This is a genomic window from Bacillus sp. SD127 (genome assembly GCF_058566445.1).
In genome coordinates, this window is sequence record NZ_CP191226.1 from 2,129,695 (window position 1) to 2,153,116 (window position 23,422).

Annotated in this window: 27 protein-coding genes, 1 other RNA gene and 1 pseudogene; 19 read left to right on the top strand and 10 right to left on the bottom strand. The window is 40.9% G+C overall.

Translation table 11 applies throughout. The features are described 5' to 3' along the window. Nucleotides 1–54: 54 nt before the first annotated feature. The gene (dhaS, locus tag ACQVGS_RS11455; protein WP_095713099.1) at nucleotides 55–1,542 is read right to left on the bottom strand and encodes an aldehyde dehydrogenase DhaS; all 1,488 of its coding nucleotides are present in this window, start codon (nucleotides 1,540–1,542) and stop codon (nucleotides 55–57) included. A 228-nt stretch (nucleotides 1,543–1,770) separates the two neighbouring features. On the opposite strand from dhaS, the gene ACQVGS_RS11460 reads away from it, so the two are divergent. From ACQVGS_RS11460 to ACQVGS_RS11500, 9 genes and pseudogenes are all read left to right on the top strand, one after another. Continuing rightward, complete coding sequence (locus tag ACQVGS_RS11460; protein ID WP_400153569.1) at nucleotides 1,771–1,974, top strand: DUF6501 family protein; 204 nt, start codon at nucleotides 1,771–1,773, stop codon at nucleotides 1,972–1,974. Nucleotides 1,975–2,358: 384 nt separating this feature from the next. After that, on the top strand, nucleotides 2,359–2,703 hold the full coding sequence (locus ACQVGS_RS11465) for a PH domain-containing protein (protein WP_024121720.1): 345 nt from the start codon (nucleotides 2,359–2,361) through the stop codon (nucleotides 2,701–2,703). Nucleotides 2,704–2,824: 121 nt separating this feature from the next. Further along, entirely contained in the window at nucleotides 2,825–3,316 is a 492-nt protein-coding gene (locus tag ACQVGS_RS11470) for a TraR/DksA family transcriptional regulator (protein ID WP_095713098.1), read from the top strand. Nucleotides 3,317–3,466: 150 nt separating this feature from the next. After that, the gene (azoJ, locus tag ACQVGS_RS11475) at nucleotides 3,467–4,093 is read left to right on the top strand and encodes an FMN-dependent NADH-azoreductase AzoJ (RefSeq protein ID WP_127696867.1); all 627 of its coding nucleotides are present in this window, start codon (nucleotides 3,467–3,469) and stop codon (nucleotides 4,091–4,093) included. Between the two features lie 230 nt (nucleotides 4,094–4,323). Then, nucleotides 4,324–4,510: non-coding RNA, 6S RNA (ssrS, locus tag ACQVGS_RS11480), on the top strand. A gap of 143 nt (nucleotides 4,511–4,653) precedes the next feature. Then, on the top strand, nucleotides 4,654–6,441 hold the full coding sequence (gene recQ, locus ACQVGS_RS11485) for a DNA helicase RecQ (RefSeq protein WP_400153570.1): 1,788 nt from the start codon (nucleotides 4,654–4,656) through the stop codon (nucleotides 6,439–6,441). Between the two features lie 236 nt (nucleotides 6,442–6,677). After that, nucleotides 6,678–7,541, top strand: coding sequence for a LysM peptidoglycan-binding and 3D domain-containing protein (locus ACQVGS_RS11490; protein ID WP_095713095.1), 864 nt, complete (start codon nucleotides 6,678–6,680; stop codon nucleotides 7,539–7,541). Between the two features lie 683 nt (nucleotides 7,542–8,224). Further along, the gene (locus ACQVGS_RS11495) at nucleotides 8,225–8,689 is read left to right on the top strand and encodes a sodium:solute symporter family transporter (protein WP_223203880.1); all 465 of its coding nucleotides are present in this window, start codon (nucleotides 8,225–8,227) and stop codon (nucleotides 8,687–8,689) included. Then, nucleotides 8,676–8,752: pseudogene (locus ACQVGS_RS11500) on the top strand (lipoprotein); the annotation flags it as partial. The gene ACQVGS_RS11495 and the pseudogene ACQVGS_RS11500, both read left to right, overlap by 14 nt. Nucleotides 8,753–9,077: 325 nt before the next feature. On the opposite strand, the gene desR reads toward ACQVGS_RS11500, so the two are convergent. The 5 genes from desR to ACQVGS_RS11525 all read right to left on the bottom strand — a co-directional run bounded on the left by desR (nucleotide 9,078) and on the right by ACQVGS_RS11525 (nucleotide 13,683). Continuing rightward, nucleotides 9,078–9,677, bottom strand: coding sequence for a two-component system response regulator DesR (gene desR / locus ACQVGS_RS11505; protein WP_010334571.1), 600 nt, complete (start codon nucleotides 9,675–9,677; stop codon nucleotides 9,078–9,080). 18 nt (nucleotides 9,678–9,695) lie between these two features. Further along, complete coding sequence (gene desK / locus ACQVGS_RS11510) at nucleotides 9,696–10,808, bottom strand: two-component sensor histidine kinase DesK (RefSeq protein ID WP_024121713.1); 1,113 nt, start codon at nucleotides 10,806–10,808, stop codon at nucleotides 9,696–9,698. Between the two features lie 119 nt (nucleotides 10,809–10,927). Beyond that, a complete protein-coding gene (gene desA, locus ACQVGS_RS11515) occupies nucleotides 10,928–11,986 on the bottom strand; it encodes a Delta(5) desaturase DesA (RefSeq protein ID WP_400153572.1) in 1,059 nt (352 codons plus the stop codon). Between the two features lie 157 nt (nucleotides 11,987–12,143). Further along, nucleotides 12,144–13,121 carry a S66 family peptidase gene (locus ACQVGS_RS11520; RefSeq protein ID WP_106021270.1) on the bottom strand — a complete coding sequence of 326 codons (978 nt, stop codon included), beginning with the start codon at nucleotides 13,119–13,121 and terminating at the stop codon, nucleotides 12,144–12,146. Nucleotides 13,122–13,185: 64 nt separating this feature from the next. Continuing rightward, nucleotides 13,186–13,683, bottom strand: coding sequence for a hypothetical protein (locus ACQVGS_RS11525; protein ID WP_024121710.1), 498 nt, complete (start codon nucleotides 13,681–13,683; stop codon nucleotides 13,186–13,188). Between the two features lie 170 nt (nucleotides 13,684–13,853). On the opposite strand from ACQVGS_RS11525, the gene ACQVGS_RS11530 reads away from it, so the two are divergent. Next, nucleotides 13,854–14,636 (top strand): VLRF1 family aeRF1-type release factor, encoded by a 783-nt coding sequence (locus ACQVGS_RS11530; protein WP_024121709.1) that lies wholly within the window; start codon nucleotides 13,854–13,856, stop codon nucleotides 14,634–14,636. 137 nt (nucleotides 14,637–14,773) lie between these two features. Beyond that, a complete protein-coding gene (locus ACQVGS_RS11535; RefSeq protein ID WP_003231280.1) occupies nucleotides 14,774–15,310 on the top strand; it encodes a DUF420 domain-containing protein in 537 nt (178 codons plus the stop codon). A gap of 92 nt (nucleotides 15,311–15,402) precedes the next feature. Here ACQVGS_RS11535 and ACQVGS_RS11540 read toward each other — a convergent pair whose 3' ends face one another. After that, entirely contained in the window at nucleotides 15,403–16,077 is a 675-nt protein-coding gene (locus ACQVGS_RS11540) for a lysozyme family protein (protein WP_024121708.1), read from the bottom strand. Between the two features lie 191 nt (nucleotides 16,078–16,268). Between ACQVGS_RS11540 and czrA the strand changes: the two genes are divergently transcribed. Then, nucleotides 16,269–16,601 (top strand): Zn(II)-responsive metalloregulatory transcriptional repressor CzrA, encoded by a 333-nt coding sequence (czrA, locus tag ACQVGS_RS11545; protein ID WP_024121707.1) that lies wholly within the window; start codon nucleotides 16,269–16,271, stop codon nucleotides 16,599–16,601. A gap of 30 nt (nucleotides 16,602–16,631) precedes the next feature. Here the strand turns inward: czrA and csk22 are convergent, their stop codons facing one another. Next, nucleotides 16,632–17,174: a mother cell-specific sporulation protein Csk22 gene (gene csk22 / locus ACQVGS_RS11550; protein WP_095713089.1), complete on the bottom strand. Its 543-nt coding sequence runs from the start codon at nucleotides 17,172–17,174 to the stop codon at nucleotides 16,632–16,634. 206 nt (nucleotides 17,175–17,380) lie between these two features. On the opposite strand from csk22, the gene ACQVGS_RS11555 reads away from it, so the two are divergent. From ACQVGS_RS11555 to csaA, 7 genes are all read left to right on the top strand, one after another. Further along, complete coding sequence (locus tag ACQVGS_RS11555) at nucleotides 17,381–18,319, top strand: helix-turn-helix transcriptional regulator (protein WP_400153574.1); 939 nt, start codon at nucleotides 17,381–17,383, stop codon at nucleotides 18,317–18,319. A 53-nt stretch (nucleotides 18,320–18,372) separates the two neighbouring features. Next, nucleotides 18,373–18,858, top strand: coding sequence for a GyrI-like domain-containing protein (locus ACQVGS_RS11560; RefSeq protein ID WP_106021268.1), 486 nt, complete (start codon nucleotides 18,373–18,375; stop codon nucleotides 18,856–18,858). 76 nt (nucleotides 18,859–18,934) lie between these two features. After that, complete coding sequence (locus ACQVGS_RS11565; RefSeq protein WP_400153575.1) at nucleotides 18,935–19,639, top strand: MBL fold metallo-hydrolase; 705 nt, start codon at nucleotides 18,935–18,937, stop codon at nucleotides 19,637–19,639. 2 nt (nucleotides 19,640–19,641) lie between these two features. Further along, on the top strand, nucleotides 19,642–20,217 hold the full coding sequence (locus ACQVGS_RS11570) for a TetR/AcrR family transcriptional regulator (RefSeq protein WP_106022152.1): 576 nt from the start codon (nucleotides 19,642–19,644) through the stop codon (nucleotides 20,215–20,217). A 78-nt stretch (nucleotides 20,218–20,295) separates the two neighbouring features. Next, nucleotides 20,296–21,048 carry a GNAT family N-acetyltransferase gene (locus ACQVGS_RS11575; protein ID WP_106022153.1) on the top strand — a complete coding sequence of 251 codons (753 nt, stop codon included), beginning with the start codon at nucleotides 20,296–20,298 and terminating at the stop codon, nucleotides 21,046–21,048. Beyond that, nucleotides 21,048–21,770, top strand: a complete 723-nt coding sequence (locus ACQVGS_RS11580) for a helix-turn-helix domain-containing protein (protein ID WP_106022154.1) — start codon at nucleotides 21,048–21,050, stop codon at nucleotides 21,768–21,770. Before ACQVGS_RS11575 ends, ACQVGS_RS11580 begins: the two co-directional genes overlap by 1 nt. 62 nt (nucleotides 21,771–21,832) lie before the next feature. Next, the gene (csaA, locus tag ACQVGS_RS11585; protein ID WP_105955047.1) at nucleotides 21,833–22,165 is read left to right on the top strand and encodes a chaperone CsaA; all 333 of its coding nucleotides are present in this window, start codon (nucleotides 21,833–21,835) and stop codon (nucleotides 22,163–22,165) included. Nucleotides 22,166–22,665: 500 nt separating this feature from the next. On the opposite strand, the gene ACQVGS_RS11590 is transcribed toward csaA, so the two are convergent. Both ACQVGS_RS11590 and ACQVGS_RS11595 read right to left on the bottom strand, forming a co-directional pair. Further along, nucleotides 22,666–22,908, bottom strand: a complete 243-nt coding sequence (locus tag ACQVGS_RS11590; RefSeq protein WP_049809936.1) for a hypothetical protein — start codon at nucleotides 22,906–22,908, stop codon at nucleotides 22,666–22,668. Next, entirely contained in the window at nucleotides 22,905–23,261 is a 357-nt protein-coding gene (locus tag ACQVGS_RS11595) for a winged helix-turn-helix transcriptional regulator (RefSeq protein WP_024121697.1), read from the bottom strand. The genes ACQVGS_RS11590 and ACQVGS_RS11595 overlap by 4 nt, the downstream gene beginning before the upstream one ends. Between the last annotated feature and the right edge of the window lie 161 nt (nucleotides 23,262–23,422).

The following is a 23,422-nucleotide window of genomic DNA, read 5'->3' on the forward strand; positions in this document are numbered from 1 at the left end:
CCATTACTGAAAGAAAAAAACTGCTGGCTGGCAGCAGTTTTTTTGAAAAACCTTTTAGTCCTCAAGATTAATCCATACACTCTTGACTTCTGTGTAGTTATCTAGAGCATAGGAGCCCATTTCTCTTCCGAGTCCGGATTGTTTATAACCGCCGAATGGGGAAGCTGCGTCAAACACATTATAGCAGTTTACCCAGATAGTCCCGGCTTGAAGACGATCTGCGATATAATGGGCTTGTTTTACATTCTCGGTCCATAGTCCGGCAGCAAGTCCGTATTCAGAATGGTTAGCTCGTTCAATGACTTCATCCACTGTTTCATATGGTATGGCCGTCAGGACTGGTCCGAAAATTTCTTCTTTAGCGATGGTCATATCGTCTTCTACATTCGCAAACACAGTCGGCGCGACAAAGTATCCTTCTTCATAAGGGCAGCTTCCGCCAGTGACAGCTTTAGCTCCTTCATCTTTCCCTTTTTGAATATAAGAAAGAACGCGTTCATGCTGCTCCTTGCTCACGAGCGGGCCGATTTGGGTATCTTTATGAAGTCCGGCTCCTTGGCGGAGTGATTCAGCATAAGACACCATCTCATTGACAACTTCATCATACTGGTCTTTATGAATAAAGACGCGTGAGCCCGCACAGCAGACTTGGCCTTGGTTAAACATGACACCGTTTAAAGCGCCTGGAATGGCTTTTTTCAAATTCGCATCCGGGAGCAGGATATTAGGTGATTTTCCGCCCAGTTCCAGGGTGACCCGCTTAATGCTTTTTGCCGCTGTGCCCATGATTTTCTTTCCGATTTCTGTTGATCCGGTAAAGGCAATTTTATCAACCGCTTCATGGTTGGTAAGTGCTTCTCCCGCATCCTCACCGAATCCCGGAATGATATTGATGACACCGTCGGGGAAACCTGCTTTATCAATTAACTCAGCCAAATAAAGAGCTGAAAGCGGGGTTTGCTCAGCAGGCTTAAGCACAATGGTACAGCCGGTTGCAAGAGCCGCACCCATTTTCCACATCGCCATAAGAAGCGGGAAATTCCATGGGATGATTTGCCCGACGACGCCGACAGGCTCATGGCGTGTGTAATTAAAATAGGAGCCGGAAACAGGGATTGTCTGCCCTGTTATTTTTGTACACCAGCCTGCGTAATAGCGCATATGCTCAATAGCCAGCGGAATATCTCCATTTGTTGTTTCGTTTATTGGTTTTCCGTTATCAAGGGTTTCAAGCTGGGCAAGCTCAGTTTTATGCTCTTCCATTAAATCTGCCAGCTTATACATCAGTCTGCTTCTCGATGCTGGAGACATTGTTCTCCACTCGCCTTGATCAAAGGCTTTGCGGGCAGCTTTAACGGCTTTGTCCACATCCTCTGCCTGGGCTTCATACAGCGTCATTAAGGTTTCGCCTGTCGCCGGGTTGGGCGTGTCAAAGGTTGCCCCTGAGGCACTCGGAACAAACTTTCCATCAATATAAAGCTTCTTTGTTCCCTGTAAAAATGTCTCCAGCCTTTTACTCACTTGCATCGTTAAAGAACTCATTCGTAACAAACCTCCAGTCATTTTTATGGTCTGTTCTGAGATTCTTGGTGATAGTATGGATATTGCTTCATTGAAGAGCAGGAATTAGCTGCGATCGTTACTGTGGAAGTAAGCGTATACAAACATTCTATACTAGAAAACAAGGCAAAATCAATGAATAACCGATATTGCAATTTACAAAAGAAAAAAGCTACAATAGGCTTATAGACAAGTAAAGGAGATTTCATCATGATACATAAAAATCGGCTTGAAAAAGAAACCATTAAAAAAGTAAAGTGTGTTCAGACAAACGCAAAAAAATACATTGTAAATCGCGTATTAACTCCAGGGAAAGAATATGAAGTGAAGAATGAAACAGAGGAATTTCTGTTTGTCGTCGATAATACAAATAAAATCGGCGGTTACTATAAAGAATATTTTGAAGAGGTATAATCACCGATCGAATTCCTGAGGGAGAAGAAAAAGAAGATGTCACAATTGAAGATACGGATGGTTATGCAAAGGACCGCAGCTAAGCTGCGGTTCTTCTTTGATTCAAAAAGGGAAAATAAAACAGATACACAAAAGAAACATTAAAAAACTCATTTTTCAAAAAATATTTACGGAAAATGAAACTTTTTTCTCTTTTGGTGCGTACTACATGATGACAACAATTCAAAAGACAAGAAACAAATCAAAAATTTGAAAAATGTAATCTGTTCGTAATGGTTTATATGTCTTCTATGTCGTATTCTTATATAGGGATAAAGGACTTATTTTATTTAATGTAATCTCGTCATAAGAAAAATAGATAAATGCAGAAAGAGGGGTTCTTCATTGGGTATTTTTTCTGTTAGCAGATCAACTGACGCAAAGAAGCTTGAAGCTTTGCTCGTTGAAGGGGAAAGAATAGAATCGATTTATAAGCTCCGGGTTGACCAAATTTGCTTTACAAACAAACGTATCATTTTCTTTGATAATAAGGTGTTTTCTAAAAAGAAGGTTCGTGTATTTCTTCCATATAAAACGATTGAAAGCTTTGCCATTCAAGAAGCGGGAATGTTTGATCCCGATACTGGACTTTTATTAATGACAAGAAGCAAAACCTTTGAATTAGAATTTGCGAAAGATACCGATTTAAGCGAAGTGCAAGCGGTGCTGACAAAGTATTTATGCAGCTGAATAAAACTGACTGAGGCCAGCCGTCCCAAAGAATGGTTTGGCTTTTTTTGTGCCATAAAAACGCTTTTTTGGTTTGTCAGTATTCAAAACTGGGAACAGAGAAAAAAAGGAGAGGATACACATGGCACTGACTAAAGAACAAACTCAGCATCTCTACCATAAATTGCTTGATATGCAAAAAGAATTGTCTGGCGAAAAAAAGAAAACACAATCAATGACTGAAGAAGTAGGAGAGCTGTCTAATGGGGTCGATAACCATATGGCTGACCACGGAACGCTTGTAACAGACCGCATGACAGACCAAACGGTAAAAGAAATAGACCGGGAGCTTTTGGAGGAGGTTAATCAGGCTTTACAAAAGATAAAAGACGGAACGTACGGCATTTGTGAAAAAACAGGTCAAGACATTCCGTACGAAAGATTGGAAGCTGTTCCGTACGCAAGAATGACAGTGGAAGCCCAAGCTGATGTAGAGGACGATTTGGAAACGGATGCTCCGTCATTCGAAAGGGAGTTTCATGAACAGGTCAAAGATCTATCTAATAAAGAAACAATTGATCAAAAAAGCTCTCAAACGTATGAGATTTTAGACCGTGAGCAGGATTCAAACTGAAAATGGCAAGCAAGTACACCGATATGAAGTGTACTTGCTTTTTTTATGAAAAAAATCTCATATTCGAAATAAAGTGATTGACTTTGCATAAAAAAGAAAGTAACATACTATTTGTAAGTTAATATAAAAAGTTTACCGGGAGGAATACAAATGTCTACAGTTTTATTTGTAAAATCAAGTGACCGTACAGCTGAAGAAGGTGTTTCAGTTAAACTATACGAAGCATTTCTAGCTGCATATAAAGAAAACAACCCTAATGATGAAGTGATTGAATTAGATCTTCATAAAGAAAACCTTCCTTACCTTGGAAGAGATATGATTAATGGAACATTTAAAGCAGGTCAAGGTATGGAAATGACTGAGGAAGAGAAAAAACAAGCTGCAACAGCTGACAAATATCTGAACCAATTTGTAAAAGCTGATAAAGTGGTGTTCGCATTCCCGCTTTGGAACTTCACAGTGCCAGCAGTGCTTCATACTTATGTGGATTACCTGTCTCGCGCAGGCGTTACATTCAAATACACACAAGAAGGACCAGTTGGTTTAATGGGCGGCAAAAAAGTTGCACTTCTTAACGCGCGCGGCGGCGTTTATTCAGAAGGGCCAATGGCTTCACTAGAAATGTCATTAAACTTCATGAAAACAGTTCTTGGTTTCTGGGGTGTTCAAGACTTGCACACAGTTGTCATCGAGGGACATAACGCAGCGCCTGATAAAGCACAAGAAATTGTTGAAAAAGGTTTACGAGAAGCGAAAGAGCTTGCTGTTAAATTTTAATGAATGAAGACTCCTATCCGTGAGATAGGAGTTTTTTTGCGTGTACATATTATATAGAAGAAAGTGATGACTTCTTGTCGTTAAAAAGCGCCGTTTTTTATTGTAATATATTTTTTGTTTGTCGAATCATTAGATATATTAGCGAAAAAACAGTTTTACGGACGGAAAAAAGTTTTTCTGAACAATTGATCTACCCCTTGATAAAATATGTCCGATGGTGTACTATATAAAAGAAGCTACTTTGTACGTATTGTTAATTAAGTTTTAACCTTTAAGCTGTAATAGGGAGTTTTATATCGAAGCCGGAATGTCATGCCTCCATTGTAGAGGACGACAGGAACGTTTCTGCAAACACCCACTTTGAGGAGTGGTGGTTTAAAACTTTCTTACTTGCATACGGCAAGATGTAGCGAAAGCCATTTCCTTTATGGAAATGGCTTTTTATTTTATCTGAAAAAGGATTTTTATATCGAAAATTCAATTTCCATCCGAGAAGAAATGCAGGGTTATTTTTTGTGATATGATGGGAGAAATTGAAGGAAAAGCGAGGGTTACACGTTATGTTACATAAAGCCCAATCTCTTTTGTCGCATTATTTCGGCTATGAAAAGCTGCGCAGAGGGCAGGAGGAAGCCATCCGTTCGGTGACAGAAGCGAGACAAAACACGGCCTGCATCATGCCGACGGGCGGGGGGAAATCAATTTGCTATCAAATTCCGGCACTGATGTTTGAAGGAACAACGATTGTCATTTCGCCGTTAATATCATTAATGAAGGATCAGGTTGATGCTCTTGAAGAAGCGGGAATCAGAGCTGCTTACATCAACAGCACGCAAACCAATCAAGAGATATATGAAAGGCTGAACGGGCTGAAAGAAGGAGCTTATAAGCTTTTTTACATTACACCAGAGCGGTTAACGTCAACAGAATTTATTCGTATTTTGCAAAGCATTGACGTTCCTTTAGTAGCAATAGATGAAGCGCACTGTATTTCTCAATGGGGCCATGATTTCAGGCCAAGCTACAGAAACATTGAAATTCTGTTTCGTGAGTTAAATGACAAACCCGTCATCATGGCATTAACGGCAACAGCAACACCTGAGGTGCATGATGATATATGCAGCCAGCTGCATATTCAAAAAGAAAACACGGTGTATACCGGTTTCTCCCGTGACAATCTTACTTTGAAAGTTGCAAAAGGGGAAAACAAAGATCGTTTTATTGAAGAGTATGTAAAAAGAAACAAACATGAAGCAGGCATTGTCTATACCGCGACAAGAAAAGAAGCAGATCGGATATATGAGCGATTAAAACGAAATCAGGTCAGCGCAGGGCGGTATCACGGGGGCTTACAGGACGAAGTCAGAAAGGAACAGCAGGAAAGGTTTCTGAACGATGAGCTGCAGGTCATGGTTGCCACATCTGCTTTCGGCATGGGCATCGATAAATCAAATATCAGGTTTGTTCTTCATGCCCAAATCCCGAAAGATATGGAAAGCTACTATCAGGAGGCGGGACGAGCTGGCCGGGATGGCCTCGACAGTGAATGTGTGCTTTTATTTTCTCCGCAGGATATTATGGTGCAGCGCTTTTTAATCGAGCAATCGGAAAATGAAGAGAAGCAAAAGCAGGACTTGAAAAAACTGCGGCAAATGGTTGACTACTGCCATACGGAAGATTGTCTGCAGCGATTTATTCTGATGTATTTCGGAGAAAAGGAGGCTGAAGCCTGCGGACAGTGCGGAAACTGCACAGATACAAGAACAGCCCATGACGTGACGAGAGAAGCGCAGATGGTCTTATCGTGTATCATTCGCATGAATGAACGTTTTGGGAAGACGATGGTTGCCCAGGTGCTCGCTGGATCAAAAAATAAAAAAGTGCTCGAAAACGGCTTTAGCAGCCTTTCAACATACGGAATATTAAAGCACCAATCAGTTGGTGAAATCAGCGACTTCATTGAATTTCTGATTGCTGACGACTTTATTAGGATGTCAGATGGAACATTTCCGACTCTTTTTGTAAGCGGCAAAGGGAGAAATGTGCTGAGAGGCGAATTATCGGTAGCGAGAAAAGAAGCATTAAAAGCAGAAGCCATTACAGAAAATGACGAGCTGTTTGAACGGCTGCGCACCTTACGCAAGCATATTGCGGCGGAGCAGGGTGTTCCGCCTTTTGTCGTTTTTTCTGATCAGACGCTGAAAGATATGTCAGGAAAACAGCCTGTAAATGATGAAGAATTTTTGTCTATAAAAGGAGTCGGAGAACAAAAAAGAGCAAAATATGGCCGGCTTTTTTTAGAAGAAATACAAGCTTATGTACAGGTGACAGACTCAAAAAAAGCATAAATCAACCTATTTTTCTTTGAAAAACACATTTTCTTTTCTTTTTTTTGACCCGAACTTAAAAGACTTGAAAAGCCTATTATATCAAGGGTTCAGTAAGACTTTCCAACGGAGAGAAATCCTTCATGTAAAGGAACTGTAATCTAAATCATATCTTTTTGTTATTGATTTGACATTTACATGTGTTACGATATCACCTGTTAGCCGCCAATAAAAAGCTAACAAGGGAGGATTTACTTATGAAGAAGACGATTATGTCCTTTGTAGCAGTTGCAGCACTTTCAACAACTGCATTCGGAGCTCACGCTTCTGCAAAAGAAATCACGGTGCAAAAGGGTGATACGCTCTGGGGGATCTCTCAGAAAAACGGAGTGAACCTAAAGGACCTAAAAGAATGGAACAAGTTAACTTCTGATACAATCATTGCGGGAGAAAAACTGACCATTTCTTCAGAAGAAACAACCACTTCTGGGCAATATACAATTAAAGCGGGAGATACGCTTTCTAAGATTGCTCAAAAATTCGGTACGACAGTTAACAACCTGAAAGTTTGGAATAACTTAAGCTCTGACATGATCTATGCTGGATCTGCACTTTCAGTAAAAGGTCAGGCAACAGCAACAAACACAGTGACTGAGAATGCGCAAACAAGCGCACCTCAAACTGAAACAAAACAAGAGGCTGTGCAAAAAGAGCAACCTAAACAAGAAGCTGTTCAACAGCAACCAAAACAAGAAACAAAGGCTGCAGCAGAAACTTCTGTTAAAACAGAAGAAAAGGCTGTTGAATCTAATACAAATCAACAAGAAGCGGCAAAAGAACTAACTGTTACTGCTACTGCTTACTCTGCTAACGACGGCGGCATTTCCGGCGTTACAGCAACAGGCATCGACTTAAACAAGAACCCGAATGCTAAAGTTATTGCGGTTGATCCAAACGTGATTCCGCTAGGTTCTAAAGTCTATGTTGAAGGTTATGGAGAAGCAACAGCAGCAGACACTGGCGGCGCAATAAAAGGAAATAAAATTGACGTATTTGTACCAAACAAAAGTGATGCACATAATTGGGGCGTCAGAACAGTAAGTGTAAAAGTGTTAAATTAATAGAATAGATGAAGATAAAGGACATGTAGCTCTAAGCTCGTGTCCTTTTTTTGTTTTTTAGAGACGTAAAACATAATACGCTGATAAAAGAAAAATTGTGCTCTTTCTGATTTCGATGAATAGAAGGTAAACGCTCCTGTCATCTACTGTCTTTGCAGAAGGTGTGCTGTTACTTTGATTAATGGACAAAGCTACGCGGGCTCTATGACAGCATGTCTTGGGAAGCAAGTGCGCCGCCCGCGTTACTTAAAAACAGGAGTCATGGCGATACCTGATTTTTTGGAGCAGCGATTTGATCATAGGTTATGCTGTTTCATTCCAGCAACAGTGCTGTATTCAAGGCTCTTGTCTTCCGCTTTACGGAGACGTTTGGCATCAGCACGTTCATGGCGGTTTAGCTGATTTCCTTCATTATTGCATAACGACTGCTACATTTTTTTGGCGGGCTGATAGCAGCTGCTTTTAGCAGATGTGATATACGGAATTGGTTTAATTTCCGGCGATTTTTTTATTGTGGTTCTCGGTGTTCTTGCAGTCGAAGATGGCAGCTTTGGGAGCGGAATTGCAAGACTGACTGCATTACATAATTGAAAAACTCAATCAATCGATATTCGTAATTCGGCAGATGTATCCCGGCCGACGATTTGAACAGGTTTATTAGTGAATCACCTGTATTATGAACCATGCAATTTGTTCAGCGTGCGTTAGGCGCTAAACATTCAGATGAAGGCCAGAAGGGGGCTTTTAAACTGATCGGAGTGTATTATATAGTAGTTCCGGGAGTGACTGCCTTTTCATTTGTATGGCTTCGGAATAGAAATGCTGACAGTGTATACCCTCGATTGATCATCGACTTATCGCCAGCGTCACTTACTGGTGTTTTTGCCGCTATTTTATTCAGGGCGATTTTAAGCTCTTTCAGTGGGGCTTTAAACAGTACAGTTACCTTGTTTACATTAAATATATACAAGCCAATGTTCAAGCCAGATGATGGTAAAGGTGAAATTGTCAAATCAGGGCGCATTTTTGTTGCAGCCTCGGGATTGTATCCATGTCATAGCACCATTTGTTTTATACGCGCCATAGAGCTATACAGCTATCATCAAGAGGTGGACGGTATGTCAATGAACAATGAATGGCGAAAATGACGCCTTGGTTTATCAAAGAAAACACCAGACTATGAAGAAGTGAAGAGGCAAGAAACTAATTAGAGGAGTAGATCATGTGTTTACTCCTCTTTTCTTCTGTCTATAAAAGTTCCGTGTGTTATGCCTTCCAGTATAGAATCTTCAAGAGATGATCAGGTTCTTTAATGTACCCGTGGCTTCTTTACGAAAAAAGTACCGGCATTTGCTGCGGTTTCAAAATTGAATACAAGCCTGATTATGACCCGCAGGTTGATATTACACAATGGAAGCACGTCAAGCTGGCGTCATGTGTTATTTTCATTCTTGGAGCGGCAACATATCTCCTGTTTCAGCGTGGGGAGTAGCAGATGAACAAAAGAGGATCTTGGACATATGCCCAGATCCTCTTTTACTTAAACCAGCCTTTTTCCTTTGAGCGCGTAATGGCTTCTATACGGTTTTTCACTTCAAGCTTTTCCAGAATCATAGAGATATAATTTCGCACCGTCCCGCTTTTAATGCTGAGTTCTTGGGCGATTTCTTTTGTGTTTTTTCCGTCAGCCACAAGTTCGAGCACTTCTTTTTCTCTATCTGTGAGAGGGTTGGCCTCGCTATACATATCCTCCATCAGCTCAGGTGCGTAGATACGCTTTCCGTTCATGACGCTTCGGATGGCGCTCGCGAGCTCTTCACTCGGACTGTCCTTCAACAAATAGCCTTTAACACCGGCTTTAATGGCTCTCTGGAAGTAGCCGGGGCGGGCAAAAGTGGTTAAGATAATAATTTTGCAGCCTGTATCCTTTAACTCCTCAGCAGCTTCAAGGCCTGTCTTTCCGGGCATTTCAATGTCCATAATGCATACATCGGGCTGATGTTTTTTTGCGAATTCGACAGCATCCTGTCCGGTTGTTCCTTTGCCGACAACTTTCATATCGTCTTCTAAGTTCAATAGTGATCCTAAAGCGCCCAGCAGCATCTGCTGATCTTCCGCAATAAATATACTAATCATGTAAGCCATCCTTTTTGTTTATTTTGAGTTATTAGGAATCGTCATGGTAAGCTTGGTTCCGTTTTTGGTGTCGATGTGAAGGCTCCCGTTTGCAAATTCAAGACGCTCTCTCATACCGAGTAAGCCATGTCCTTTTGAAAAGCACGTGTCTCTTCCTTGAAATGTTCCATCGTCAGACACTGTAATAACAACTTCCTTCCAGAGCTCCTGAATATCAACTCGGCATGTTTTAGCCTGACTGTGTTTCACAACATTTGTGACAGCTTCCTTTAAGCACATGCTCAAAATATTTTCATTAAGCAATGAGATATTTTCGGGCAATTTCTCAACTTCGTAGATAAATGTAATGTCAGCAGCTTCGAGAATTTGTTTGATATTTATGATTTCATCCTTGAGCCGGATGCCTTTCATAGAGGATACGATTTTTCTTACTTCATTTAAAGAAGTTCTCGCTGTTTGCTGAACGCTTTTCAGCTCACGCGCTGCTTGTTCGGGATCTTTGTATATTAATTTTCTCGCCAAATCGCTTTTTAAACCGATAAGAGAAAGCTTTTGACCAAGCGTATCGTGGAGATCGCGGGCAATCCGCTGCCTTTCTTCTAATTTTACCAAATCGGCAATCCGTTCATTTGCAAATTCAAGTTTTTCTTCCAGCCGTTCGCGCTCCTTGCGGCTTCTGACACTGAACGGCAATAAAATTGCACTGATGAGGGTAATGACTACAAAAGGAATTTGTGTCAGAAAGAATTCTTTTTTTAACACAAGACTGAAATTCGCTGCGACAGCTGCGCTTATTAAATGTACGTAATATAAAATGTGGAAAGGGACGCGTTCTTTTATGTTTCCAATAAAATACGCAATAAAAAAAGCAAAATAAATATAACTGAACAGCGTAATGGAGGCGGTTGAAATGCCGATTAGCAGAAACGCCCACAAATAAATGGCCCAGCCTTTTGAGACAAAAGCAAATCGATAAACCGAAAAAAATAAAAGCGTCAAAATAATTCCGACGATAATAACAAATGTAGAAGATGATTTAAATATAAAGTAGAAGGGCAGGATGAAAAATATCGTCCATATATAAGGCGTGATCCCGCTTAGTTTTTGAAATGTAAAATGCTTTTTGATCATGATATAACCTCATTTTCAGCTTTTCATCTTAAATGTAACTTTACCATTGTAAAAGCCAGATTGCACCACCGAACAATAAAAAGGAAGTCTTCTTGTTGTATAAGAAGACCTCCTAATTGTCAGGCGTTCTCCCGCAGCTTTTGTTTTTCTGTTGAATCAGGCGGAAGGCGGAAAGATATTTGTTTGATATCCCGAAATGACACAAATTGTTTTTTGTCTTCATCCCAAAGACGGAATGCGAGTGATTGCAGGCTTGTTTTTAAGGTGATTGTCGGTACGTTTTTTAATGGTTCGTGATGTTCATGAGCAACTTCAAGCTTATAGTTCGGCACCTTTGGGCTCAAATGGTGAACATGGTGGTAACCGATATTGCCTGTCAGCCATTGAAGGAGTTTCGGGAGTTTATAAAATGAACTGCCTTCCACAGCGGCTTGAACGTAGCTCCAGTTTTCATCTGCTTCAAAATAAGAGTCTTCAAATGTATGCTGTACATAAAACAGCCACACGCCGATTGAACCTGAGATCAGAAAGATAGGGCCTTGCACCAGCAAAAACGATTGCCAGCCAAAGATCAGGCAGCAAACAGCAGCCAATGACACAATTGCCAGGTTTGTATGGTACGTGTTCATACGCTCCTTACGTCTTGCACCTTTTTTGTTAAAACGGTTGGTGATCAGAAAAACATAAATTGGTCCGAGAATAAACATGATAAACGGATTTCTATAAAGTCTGTATGCAAGTTTTGTGCGTCTAGATGCGGCTTTATATTCGTTTACCGTTAACAGCCAGATGTCACCTGTTCCGCGTTTATCCAGATTGCTGCTGGTCGCGTGATGAATCGAATGGCTGTGCTGCCATTGAAGGTAGGGGAATAAAGTCAGAACACCTGTCAGAAAACCGAGAATATGGTTATAGCGCTTTTGTTTGAAAAATGATTGATGGCAGCAGTCATGAAAGATAATGAAAATTCTTGTCAAAAACCCTGAGGCAACCACTGTTAATGCTAAAGTAAGAAGATAGGAGACATTGAGGCTGAAATAAGCAAGAAACCACAGTCCGAAGAAAGGGATAAACGTGTTTAAAAGCTGAATCAGACTGTTTTTTGTTTCGGGCTGAGCAAAAGCAGCGACTTGCTTTGTCAGCAGTTTTTGTTTGTGTTTAAGGGTTGGTTCAGTCATAGTAAAGGATCCTCTCATTGTGTGTCTCGCTTAAGTATACGAAAGAGAAGGATGTCTTTGTAGTAGCACACATCATACATCATATATGACATTTGTCATGTGGACTGAGATGACGTGCAGATGTGAAAACAGCTTGTAAAAAGATTTTACAAGCTGTTTAATGTTTGTCGATCCATATTCGTGATGTACCCGAAACAGCTTCAAGCCTGCATGTTCCCCCAATAGGGAACGTGGCAATTGGAGAGGTATGCCCGGCATTTATGTTTGCGATGACGGGGAGGCCGGATAATTCTTTTTTTGTACCAACTATCGCTTTTACGTGATCTATTGATACGTTTGATGCTTTTTGGAACCTGCCGATCAATATCCCCTTTACATTTGAAAAAGAAGGGAGGTGGATGAGCGATTGTAAATCGCGGTCAAACATGTTTGCGTCCGACATATAATCATCCTCAATCAGTAAAATTGTATTTTCTGTTTCCGGAAAATACTCCGTTCCCTGCAGCAAATTAAGTGTACACAGGTTGCCGCCAATCAATGTGCCTTCAGCATAGCCATCCTGGATCACAATAGGACCGGAATGGGGATAAAAGTGCCTGTTTTCTTGATCTGAAAACCATTGGTCATCACTCCACTCTTGTGATGGCAGGATTTCAAAGGCTTCATCCGAAGCGCAGCAAGCCAGAAAATAATCTTTTATATAGTCCAATCCTTTTTTCATTGCAAACGTAGAAAAGTGGGGGCCTGAATATGTAACGAGACCGGTTTTTTGATAAATGGCATTGGCGAGAGCCGTAATATCGGAATAGCCGCAAAGAATTTTTGGATTCTGTTTGATTTTCTCGTAATCAAGATAACGCAGCAGCTGATTGCTGTTGAATCCGCCGAGTGTTGTTAAAATAGCTTTGACTTCGGGATCAAAAAAGGCGCTGTGCAGATCACTTACTCTTGATTCGATAGAGGATGACTGGAATTCGTTTAACTCCTCTGCGTATTCAGCAATGGTCACCCGAAAACCCAATCGTTCTAATGTCGTTTTTGCGTGCAACTTTGCTTCATTTGTTAATACGGACATGCTGGTGGCGGGAGACACGATTCGAATTTCGTCTCCCGGTTTCAGTTTGGGTGCAAACACTTCAGGTCCTCCTAAACAGTTTTACACCATTACAGCATATCTCGGCATATTCTTCCAGACTTTTTTAGAAATCCGTCCATTTAATGCTTCCTGATTGTGTATCGTAGTCAATGGATACTTCAAATTGATGCTTTTCATAAAAATGAATGAGTCTGTCCACATGATTCCAATCCCGTTTGGCTATGTCGCCGGTAACTTTCGGGATATTGCAGTCTCTGGCAATATCTTTTAAATATTTCATACAAATAGAACCGAAGCCGTAATTCGGAGGCCCTTTAATATCCCCAATATGAATGGCATCGTCCTGATAGGATGCTACAAGTGAAAAGCAGCTTTTCCCTCTATAAGCTGTTTCACAATCTGTGAGCATAATTTTGCATGTTTGGCCATCATCAATCGAGGAAACAATCATCCAATCTTCATCTTTCGATTGATCAATACCAAGCACTCTGGCATCTTTCGATAGATCCTTTATATTTTCCTGCATGCGATAAATTTGAAATTCTAAATGATTCAGCTCTTCTTCAAGCTCTTGGCGGTTTTTTTCCTTAGTGGTAATCAAAATCAAACCCCTTTCAAAAAATAGTTAGAAACACAGTAACCAATTGTAGTAGATAGAAGAGGCGTTTGTAAATGATAAATCCATAATTGCTAGAATTTAGTGCAAGGAAGGTTTGATTGGTTTTAAGAGAGGAAAAAGAAAAGTAACCCGTTGCAAAAGGAGGAATATGAATGCCGATTGATTCATTGATTAAGAAATTGCGTTATGTCCAATTGGAATCCCCGGACAAAATTCTCTCATTATATCTCAACACAGATATGAGGGATCCAGAGCAGCAAGGGGGAGAATGGAAAATTGCCCTTAAGTCAGGGTTCGGCAGATTAAAAGAATATCTGGCAGCAAGTGACCCTGAGGAAGAAAAGTGTCTGAATGCAATCACGGACAAAATCTATCAGCACCTTAACGGAATAGGAAAAAACATGCCGCGCAGCCTCGTGTTTTTTGTTTCGAATAGCGGTATATGGGAAGCGATCAAGCTTCAAATTCCTGTTGAAACAAAATTTTACTGGGAAGAGACAGCTGTACTTGATCAGCTGGAGAATTTGCGCAAAACGTATCCAAGCACGGCTTTTATTTTAACGCAGCAAAATGAAGTGAAAATTATAGAAACCGTTTTAGGCAAAATTGAAGCGGTGGAACATTATGAATATGACGTAATCAATGAATCATGGGAGAGCAGCCAGTCTTCTAAAACCACATCGGCTTCATTAGAAGAGGAACAGCTGAAGAATCATGTAACGGAGAATCAAACGAGACTGTACAAGCGGCTGGCGGCCAACCTCGACCAAAAGGCCGCGGCAAAAAAATGGGAGCGGATGATCATTGCCGGTGATAAAGAAACGGCTGACATCCTCGATCAGCATATGAACAAACCCGTTCATTCGAAAATCCAAAAGAATTTGCTGAATGAAAATGAACATAAGGTTGTTGACCATTTAATGCAAGAGGCATAAACCAAAAGGCTGGTGCTATTAAAGCGCCGGCCTTCTGAAGTGTGTCTAATTTCTGACGAAGCCATCGAAAACGTTGACATCTCCGTTGAATTTGCATACGATTTGGATAGCCAGTACAAATTAGGAGAGGTCACCAAATGAATCAAACAGAAAATAAACCGAAAAATTATACTGGAATTGTCCTAACACTGACAGTTCTGATTAACGGTTTAATCGCAGTGCTGTTTTTTATGCCCAAATTAGATCAGTTCAGCCATGCGAATATTCACATTTTGCCAATGCTGAATGCGATATTCAACAGCTTTACGTTTATCTTCTTGTTGGCGGCACTGATTATGATTAAACAAAAAAACATTAAGGCGCATAAACGCTTTATTTTAGCTGCTTTTACGACAACTTTATTGTTTTTGATTTGCTATGTCACATACCATTCGATTGCGGAGAATACGCTGTATGGCGGAGAAGGTATTATGCGTCCGATTTACTTCTTTATTTTAATTACGCATATCTGCCTTTCTGCAATTATCGTGCCGCTTGCGCTGTTTACGCTGATCAGAGGCTTCAGCATGCAGGTTGAGCGCCATAAAAAAATTGCCAGATGGACAATGCCGCTGTGGCTGTATGTCAGCCTTACAGGCGTTATTGTATATTTGATGATATCACCGTATTATTAAAAGCCATACTTTGTATGGCTTTTTTGAGGTTGGTAAACATAACAAAAGCCCAAATATCGTTTTGGGCTTTGTCAGTAAATTGACAGGCTCCTTTAATGAGCCGTTGATTCCATGGTTTCAAGTGTTGCAACTTGTAAAGATTTTTCAACAGTTTTCGTTTTTTCTTTTACTTTTTCCGCGTACGTGTAATCACCGTAGCAATACGGATAACGGAAATTGTTTTCATTTCCTCCGCAAGTATAAAGCCCGGGATTTTTTTCGACTTGCTGCTCGGAGTATTGTTTTGCCAATTCCTCAGTATGCGTTCCTCCATGTTCAGCTACAAAATCAATATAACCTGCCCCCATGTTGTAGCTTTGAATAATCGTATCCAAATCCACACCTTTTTCTTTACCGGTTTTGTACATGAGGGTAAATTGCTTGATGCCTTGTTTAATACTGAGTTGAGGGTCTGTTATCTCATTACGCTTTAACCCTAGAGATTCAGAGGACTGCATCGGATCATTGCCTTTTCCTTTTGACTCCTGATACATCATGCCGAGTATCAGCGATGTGTAATTGGAGAGTCCCCGATTTTCAAGCTCGTCCTCAACCAGCGGTTTATAATCAGTTAAACGTTCGAGGACAATTGTTTTCGTGTCAATCGGAAGTTTTTTGATTAAATCGCGGTTGAACAAAAGCAGGACCAATAAAAAAGAGGCCATGACAAAGACAGAAATCATCATAAAACCCGCAGCAGCGAAACAGCCTTTTCTCTTTTTCTTCACTGTGTTTCACCCTCAATGTTTGCAGCAGTATGACTTTTTCATTATGACACAGAACGTATACCAGACCAAGTGAAAACCTGATTTGAAACATAAATTTAAACTATGAGATTAAATTGGAACAAGAAGAGACAGGTTTGCATGAAAGGTCATTTGTTATAAGATAAAACTATGAAATAAGAAAGGTGAGACACATGACTGAATTTCGAGAAACGGACCGTGCGAATGAAACGGTGACCGATTTGGACGAAGAAACTTTATTTCTAGTCGCACAAACCTTCAAAGCGCTTTCTGATCCTACGAGAATCAGAATTCTCCATTTGCTTTCTCAGGGTGAACATGCTGTGAACGGGATCGCTGAGAAACTGAATTTACTGCAATCAACAGTATCCCATCAGCTCAGGTTTTTAAAAAATCTACGGCTCGTGAAATCGCGCAGAGAAGGAACATCAATCTACTATTCTCCCGAGGATGAGCATGTTTTAGATGTGCTTCAGCAAATGATCCATCATACAAGACACGATTAAAAAAGACATCCTTGCTGCCGCATGTCGCGATTAAGCAAGGATGTCTTTTTCTTTACTGTGCCCATTTTGTTCCAGCCCGTTTCTGCTGATTTTGATGACAATAGAGGAAAAACCGATATAATAGACGGCGATCAGAAAACAGACGCCAATCGTGAAAGGATCAGTACCGATAGATTGGCTGTAAGATCCCAGGCTGTGTAAATCAGGCGCGGCAAGGTACAGCTCTGTTACACGATAAAGAAATCTAGATAGAAATAGGGTTAGCAGAATAAGCTCTACCCAAATATGAGTCCGAAAATAAATTTTTCCTCTGCGTTTTTCAAAGGAGAGATTTTTCCTGGCGAAAAAAACCAGCAGACATCCGCCGAGAATGCCGATAATGAAATATCCGTATAAAAAAGGATGAATGAGACTGAAGATGGTGAGACCGAATGCAAACATTGAAAAAAGAATCATACGAGTAAAAAGCCAGCGAGGCTTCAGCGGCTGATATCCGATGGATCGCTTGATTTTTTTATACAGAAAAAAGACGATAATCACGACAGGATAAACGCTTTGAAGTGTAAGATGCATGATGTGATATCCCCTCCGTTGAGAAGTGTATGCTTATCCGTTTTGAAATAGTAGTCTAAATAAACAATGCCCATAAAAAAAGAAGGGGAGGCCCCTGTTTTCATAACATATGCACGATGCCTTTAGGCTGCATAATAGATATGCCCAAGCCTCATAAAATGGTATGATAATATTGGAAAATAAAAGCAGGAGACAAGGTGCGAAAAATGAAACTGGAACGTATGTTAGCGATGGTGATGTTATTAATCAGCAAAAAACAAGTGCAGGCTGCTGAGCTAGCTGATTTGTTTGAAGTATCAGTCAGAACGGTTTACCGAGATATTGATACGATCAGCAGAGCGGGCATTCCGATTGTAACCTCACAAGGCGCCGGGGGCGGGATCAGTGTGATGGAAACGTATCGGCTTGAAAGAGAGTGGCTGAAAGAAGAGGAGCTATTTGCTATTGCTTCCGCTTTGCAGAGCGTCTCATCGATGTATGAACCCGCTTCTCACAGCGCGGCTTATCAAAAAATAAAACATCTCATACCTGACCAGGCCGCAGAGGCATTTAAGCGAGAAACGAAAAAATGGTTTATTGACATGACGGCATGGGGACAAACAGAGGACCAAAAGGCGCTTCGAGAAAACATCAGTGATGCAATCGATCGGTCGTCAACCATATCATTTACATATACAAATGCAAACGGGGAAACACTTCTCCGTGAAACAGAGCCTTACACATTGGTGTGCAAGACAGGCCGCTGGTATTTATACGCCTACTGTCTGGTTAGAAACGATTTCCGCTTTTTTAAATTAAGCCGGATGAAAGATCTGACTGTTTTACATCAATCATTTAAGAGAAAAGACATTCAACTGGAGACTCTGCCTTGGGATGCGAATTGGTATCGAAAGGATCGTTTAACTGAACTGGTCATTCTTGTCCAGCCCGGTGCGCATCAGCGTATAAGTGAATGGTTTGGAAATGATGTCCTTCAATTGGATGAAAATGAAGCCTGCCGAGCGGTGATATCTCTGCCTGAGGATCAATGGCTGATCGGTTTCTTGCTGCAATTTGGCAAGGATATTGAGGTCCTGGAACCCCTTCATATCCGGGAAAAGGTAAAAGATACGATTTTTCATATGCAAAAAATATATGAAACCTGACACAATGCTGTCAGGTTTCTTCTTTTATAATCTAGGTAAAAAGGAGGTATCATATGAGCTATTCACATATGACACATTTAGAACAAAAGCGCTTTTCAGGGCTGTCACAAAGAACAAGCAATGCATTGGAAATGACGGAAAAAAGACAAATCCCGCTCTTATGGAATCGATTTTGGCAGCAGGATACGAGCGTGTTACTTCCGCCTAATAAAAAAGATCAGAGCATTATCGCTTTATACTCTCATTACGAACAGCAGGAGAATGGGTTTTACACATTTTCTGTCGGCGCTTTTACCGAGCATAGCGACATGCTTTCGGAACCTTATGAGGATATATATTTACCGGCTTCCGCTTATGCTGTTTTCACTTCAAGAATCGGTCCTATTGAAGACATTGTACTCGACACATGGAAGGAAATCTGGTCTTGGGATAAGCGCCATTTGCGTACGTTTTCAGGAGACTTTGAGCAGTATGATCAAAGTGCGCTTTCACCGCAGCGGGCGCAGGTTAAAATATTTGTCGCCATAAACTTGGTATAACACTCTTGAAAAACTAATGGTATTAGTTAATAATAAAACTAACACCATTAGTTTTTTATTCAGGAGGAGTTATCATATGAGAATGATTCAGAATCAAACTGTGCGGCAGCTGACGTTTTATCCGACATTATTTCCGGTCAATTGTTATCTTGTAGAGGAAGAAAATGAAGTAACCTTAATTGATACTGGTCTTCCGAACAGCTATAAAGGGATTATCCAAGCAGTGAATCAGCTGGGAAAACCGTTACAACACATTTTATTGACTCATGCGCACGGTGATCATGTCGGTTCGCTGGATGCACTGTCCCAAGCCTTTCCTCATGCAAAGATTGTCATATCCGAGCGTGATTCATTCTTGTTAAAAGGTGATGTTTCTTTGCGGAAAGATGAACCGCAGACGCCTATAAAAGGAGGAATTCCAAAAAATATCAAAACAAAGCCTGACGTTTTGCTGGCGGGTGGCGAAACAATCGGTTCTCTCCTTGCGATTTCAACCCCAGGTCATACCCCGGGAAGCATGTCGTTTCTGGACACAAGAAACGGAATTGTAATAGCTGGGGATGCATTTCAACTACGCGGGGGAATAGCCGTCTCCGGCCAGATGAGATGGACATTTCCTTTTCCTGCCTTCGCCACTTGGAATAAGGAGGCTGCTGTAAGAAGCGCGGAATGGCTTGTTGACAAGGCGCCGAGCTGTCTCGCGGTCGGACATGGGAATTTCCTTGCTTCACCAGAACAGTCGATGAAATTAGCAATTCAAAAAGCAAAGAAGGGGGTCTGACCATGTCACCGAGAGCAGGATTACATCAAAAGATGATTATAGAAGCGGCGGCAGAGATTGCTGATCAGGAAGGAATAAACGGCGTAACACTAGCCGCACTCTCTAAAAAAATGAATGTACGGCCCCCGTCTCTGTATAATCACATAAGCGGGCTGCAGGGAATCAGAACAGAGCTTGCCGTTAGCGGTTTGACAAGGCTTTTTGATACGATGGCTGATTCCGTCAAAGAACAGAAGGGGGAGTCCGCCTTGCTATCTTTAGGCGATGCATATGTTGGGTTTGCAGTTGAAAATCCGGGTTATTATGAAGCGACTTTACTTAAAATTCAAGATGAAAGAGCTGAAAGCCTGTCAAACCAGATTGTCCGTCTTGTCACGAAACTGCTAATTGACAGCGGTTATGCAAACGAACAGACTGTGATCCATGCAACAAGAGGGCTGCGAAGCTTGCTGCACGGATTCGCGACTTTAATCGGAAAAGAAGCGTTTGAATTAAAGGAAGACATTTCAGAAAGCTTAGCATTTTCAATTCGATTATTTCTATCGGGGCTGTCAACAAACAATAAAAGTATTATGTAAACTAAATAATATATGTCTTATATTTCTGAATATTGTATAATATATCATGCAGTATATATAAGGGAGAGGCAAGAGGCGATGCATGATATTTACAAAATTGAGCAATTAGCGGCAGCATCATGGCCGTCTTATATTCAAAAAAGAATGGGGAAATGGCTTCTCAGAGCGAATTTTGGCGTAACCAAACGGGCGAACAGCGTATGGACATCGGCGGACATGCCAGAAGGAGATTACCAAAAAGAGATCGAGCATTTCTATAAAAGTTTAGGCCTGCCCGTTTGTGTTCAAATCAGTGACGCATCTCCGGAAGGACTGGATGATGCGCTGGCAGACAGCGGATATGAAAAGATTGATGAATGTTTTCAAATGACAGCAACATGCTGCGATATTTTAGATCGTACTTTTGACAACAGCCGATTTACATATAAGTGGGAGCAGGAGTCATCGTCTTCATGGATTGATGATTTTATCCGATTGGAAGAATTTTCAGCCGAACGGCATTGCGGCTATGCAAGCATTTTCAAACGAATGCAGCCGTGTAAAACCTTTTTCACTATGTATGACCAAGGCAGCCTGACAGCAGTGGGCACGGCTTCCGTTATCGATGGCTATGGCGGACTCAGCAACGTTGTAGTAGCAAAGGAACATAGAGGGAAAGGGGCAGGGACCCAAGTCATCAGGGCTCTGACTGAATGGTCAATGAACAATGGAGCCAAGTATATGTACTTGCAAGTGATGAAAGAAAACTCAGCCGCCGTTTCTTTGTATGAAAAAATCGGGTTCTTGCCTATATCGGAACACCATTACCGGATCAAAAAGGAGGATGGCTGATGAATTCGCTTCAAGAGATTATCTGTGAAAAACGGACATATACACGCCTTTATTCCTCACATAAGCACGCATACAGCCAATTTCTTTTTCCCCTTGAAGGGAATATCGATCTTGAAACAGAGGATCGGCAGGTCATATTAAAGCCGGATCAATTTTTATATATTCCGCCAGAGTGCGAGCATCGGTTCCGCTCTATTGGCAGAAATGAATGTCTTGTGCTGGATGTGCCGCTTCAGGCGATGAAAATTGAGGAGCATCATGCAGCCGCAGGGATTGAAGCTGCAATCGATCCTTTTTGGTCTTCGATCAGGCACTTATTAATAGAGGAAGCAAACACACGCTCAGCGCACACGCTCCATTTGCTTGTTCAATACATAAAAGAAAAACTGCAAACCCATACTCATGCGTCAATCGCATACATCCATAGTCATTTGTCTGAGCCGCTGACAATACAAAAGCTGGCGAAAATTGAACATTATCACCCAGCTTACTATTCAAGCTGGTTTAAGAAACAGACCGGTAAGTCCCCTAAAGCCTATATAGCTGACCTCCGTCTTGAGGAAGCGAAACGGATGCTGATTGAGAAAAATGTTGCGCTGACTGTCGTGAGTCAAGCGCTCGGCTTTCAAAACCTTTCTTCTTTTACAAGATGGTTTGCAAAAAGTACAGGTGTATCGCCCCGAATATACCGGAACACCTTTCATTCGGATAAAAAAATATGAGCTTTTGGTTAAACATTTAGCAGGTGTCTCTTTTAAAATAGTAAGAAAAAGGAGATATAATGATGGCTGTAATTGAAGATTTTGAAAAACTGGATATCAGAACTGGCACCATTATTAAAGCGGAAGAGTTCCCTGAAGCAAGAGTCCCGGCGATTAAACTGTTCATTGATTTTGGAGAAGATATCGGCATTAAACAATCAAGCGCGCAAATCACAAAGCGCTATTGCCCGGAAGAACTGACCAACACACAAATTATCGCTGTCGTGAACTTCCCGCCGCGCCGAATCGCAGGTTTTAAATCCGAAGTCTTAGTCCTCGGCGGCATTCCCGGCCAAGGCGATGTCGTCCTGCTTCAGCCTGAACAGCCATTACCAAACGGAACAAAAATCGGATAACACAAAAAAGACGTTTGCCTAAGAGGCAAACGTCTTTGCGTATTGAGGCGATGCACCACACGCCACATTCGTGTGTGCCGCAAAGGGCATGTACATCGGCTTACACAATTCAGCTCATCGCTATATGAATATAGCATGACGGGGGAGGAAATGCAAGGAGTACTTTGTTATTGTAATTGAAAACGTAATAAAACTTGTCTTATTTTGTATGATGTTGTCGAAAGTAAGCGAAAACACAAAATTCAATCGTAATATTGTTAAATTGTATGACGATATTAAGCTGGTGTTTTATTGTCCAAACTCAGAAAATTGACTTAACTGTGACCCGTACTGTGACCTGATTATGACCTGAAACACCGTTTTGTGGATGTGAATAAATGCTGTTAAATCAATAAAAACGTACTAAATAATAAGGTGAATACAGGGGAGTAATGTGACCTGGATTTTTAATTCAGGTCTTTTTTATGCACAAAAAAATGCCTATTATCTCTAGATAGGCATTAAATATTATTATCAATATCTTCATTTATTTTTTGGCTAAGTTTCTGAACCTTCTTTTTAACATTTGAAACAGCTCTTTTTTGAATTTCATCAAAGTTCTCCTGAATATAGTCCATGATACTTCTTATTAGAACTTCACTTTCATAATTGAATATCTCATTTATTTCTGACTGTTCTTCATCTGTCAGGTGATGGTATTGAAGTTGTTTAGCATTTACTTCAGCAGCTACATCAATCCTCACTTTAGTTGTTCTGGTTGTACAATTTCATATTCACCTTCTGCATACTCTTGCTCCGCATAATGGCCTCCCCATTGACAGAGCTCCTGCAAGATAGGTTTAAGAGATTCTCCAAGTTCAGTGGATGAATATTCAACCTTCGGGGGTACTTGATTATACATCTTTCTGCTCACAAGTCCACTGGCTTCAAGCTCTCTAAGTGTTTGAATCAGCATTTTCTGAGTTATATTTGGGATAATGCGCTTTAATTCACTCGTTCTCTTTGGTCCATTCATTAAAAAGTATAATACAAGGCCTTTCCATTTCCCGCCAATAACTTCCTTTGTCACTTCAAACCCACAGCTAAATTTTTTCATGTCTAAAGCTCTCCATTCCACATTTATTACTTTTTAGTTACTATATCACAAAAAAGTGGGTACTTCCGATAATGTGCTTACTGAAGGATACTATATCTTGTAAGTTGTTCTTCAAGTACTTAAAGGTACTAGACATAAAATAAAATTAATTCTAAAGGAGT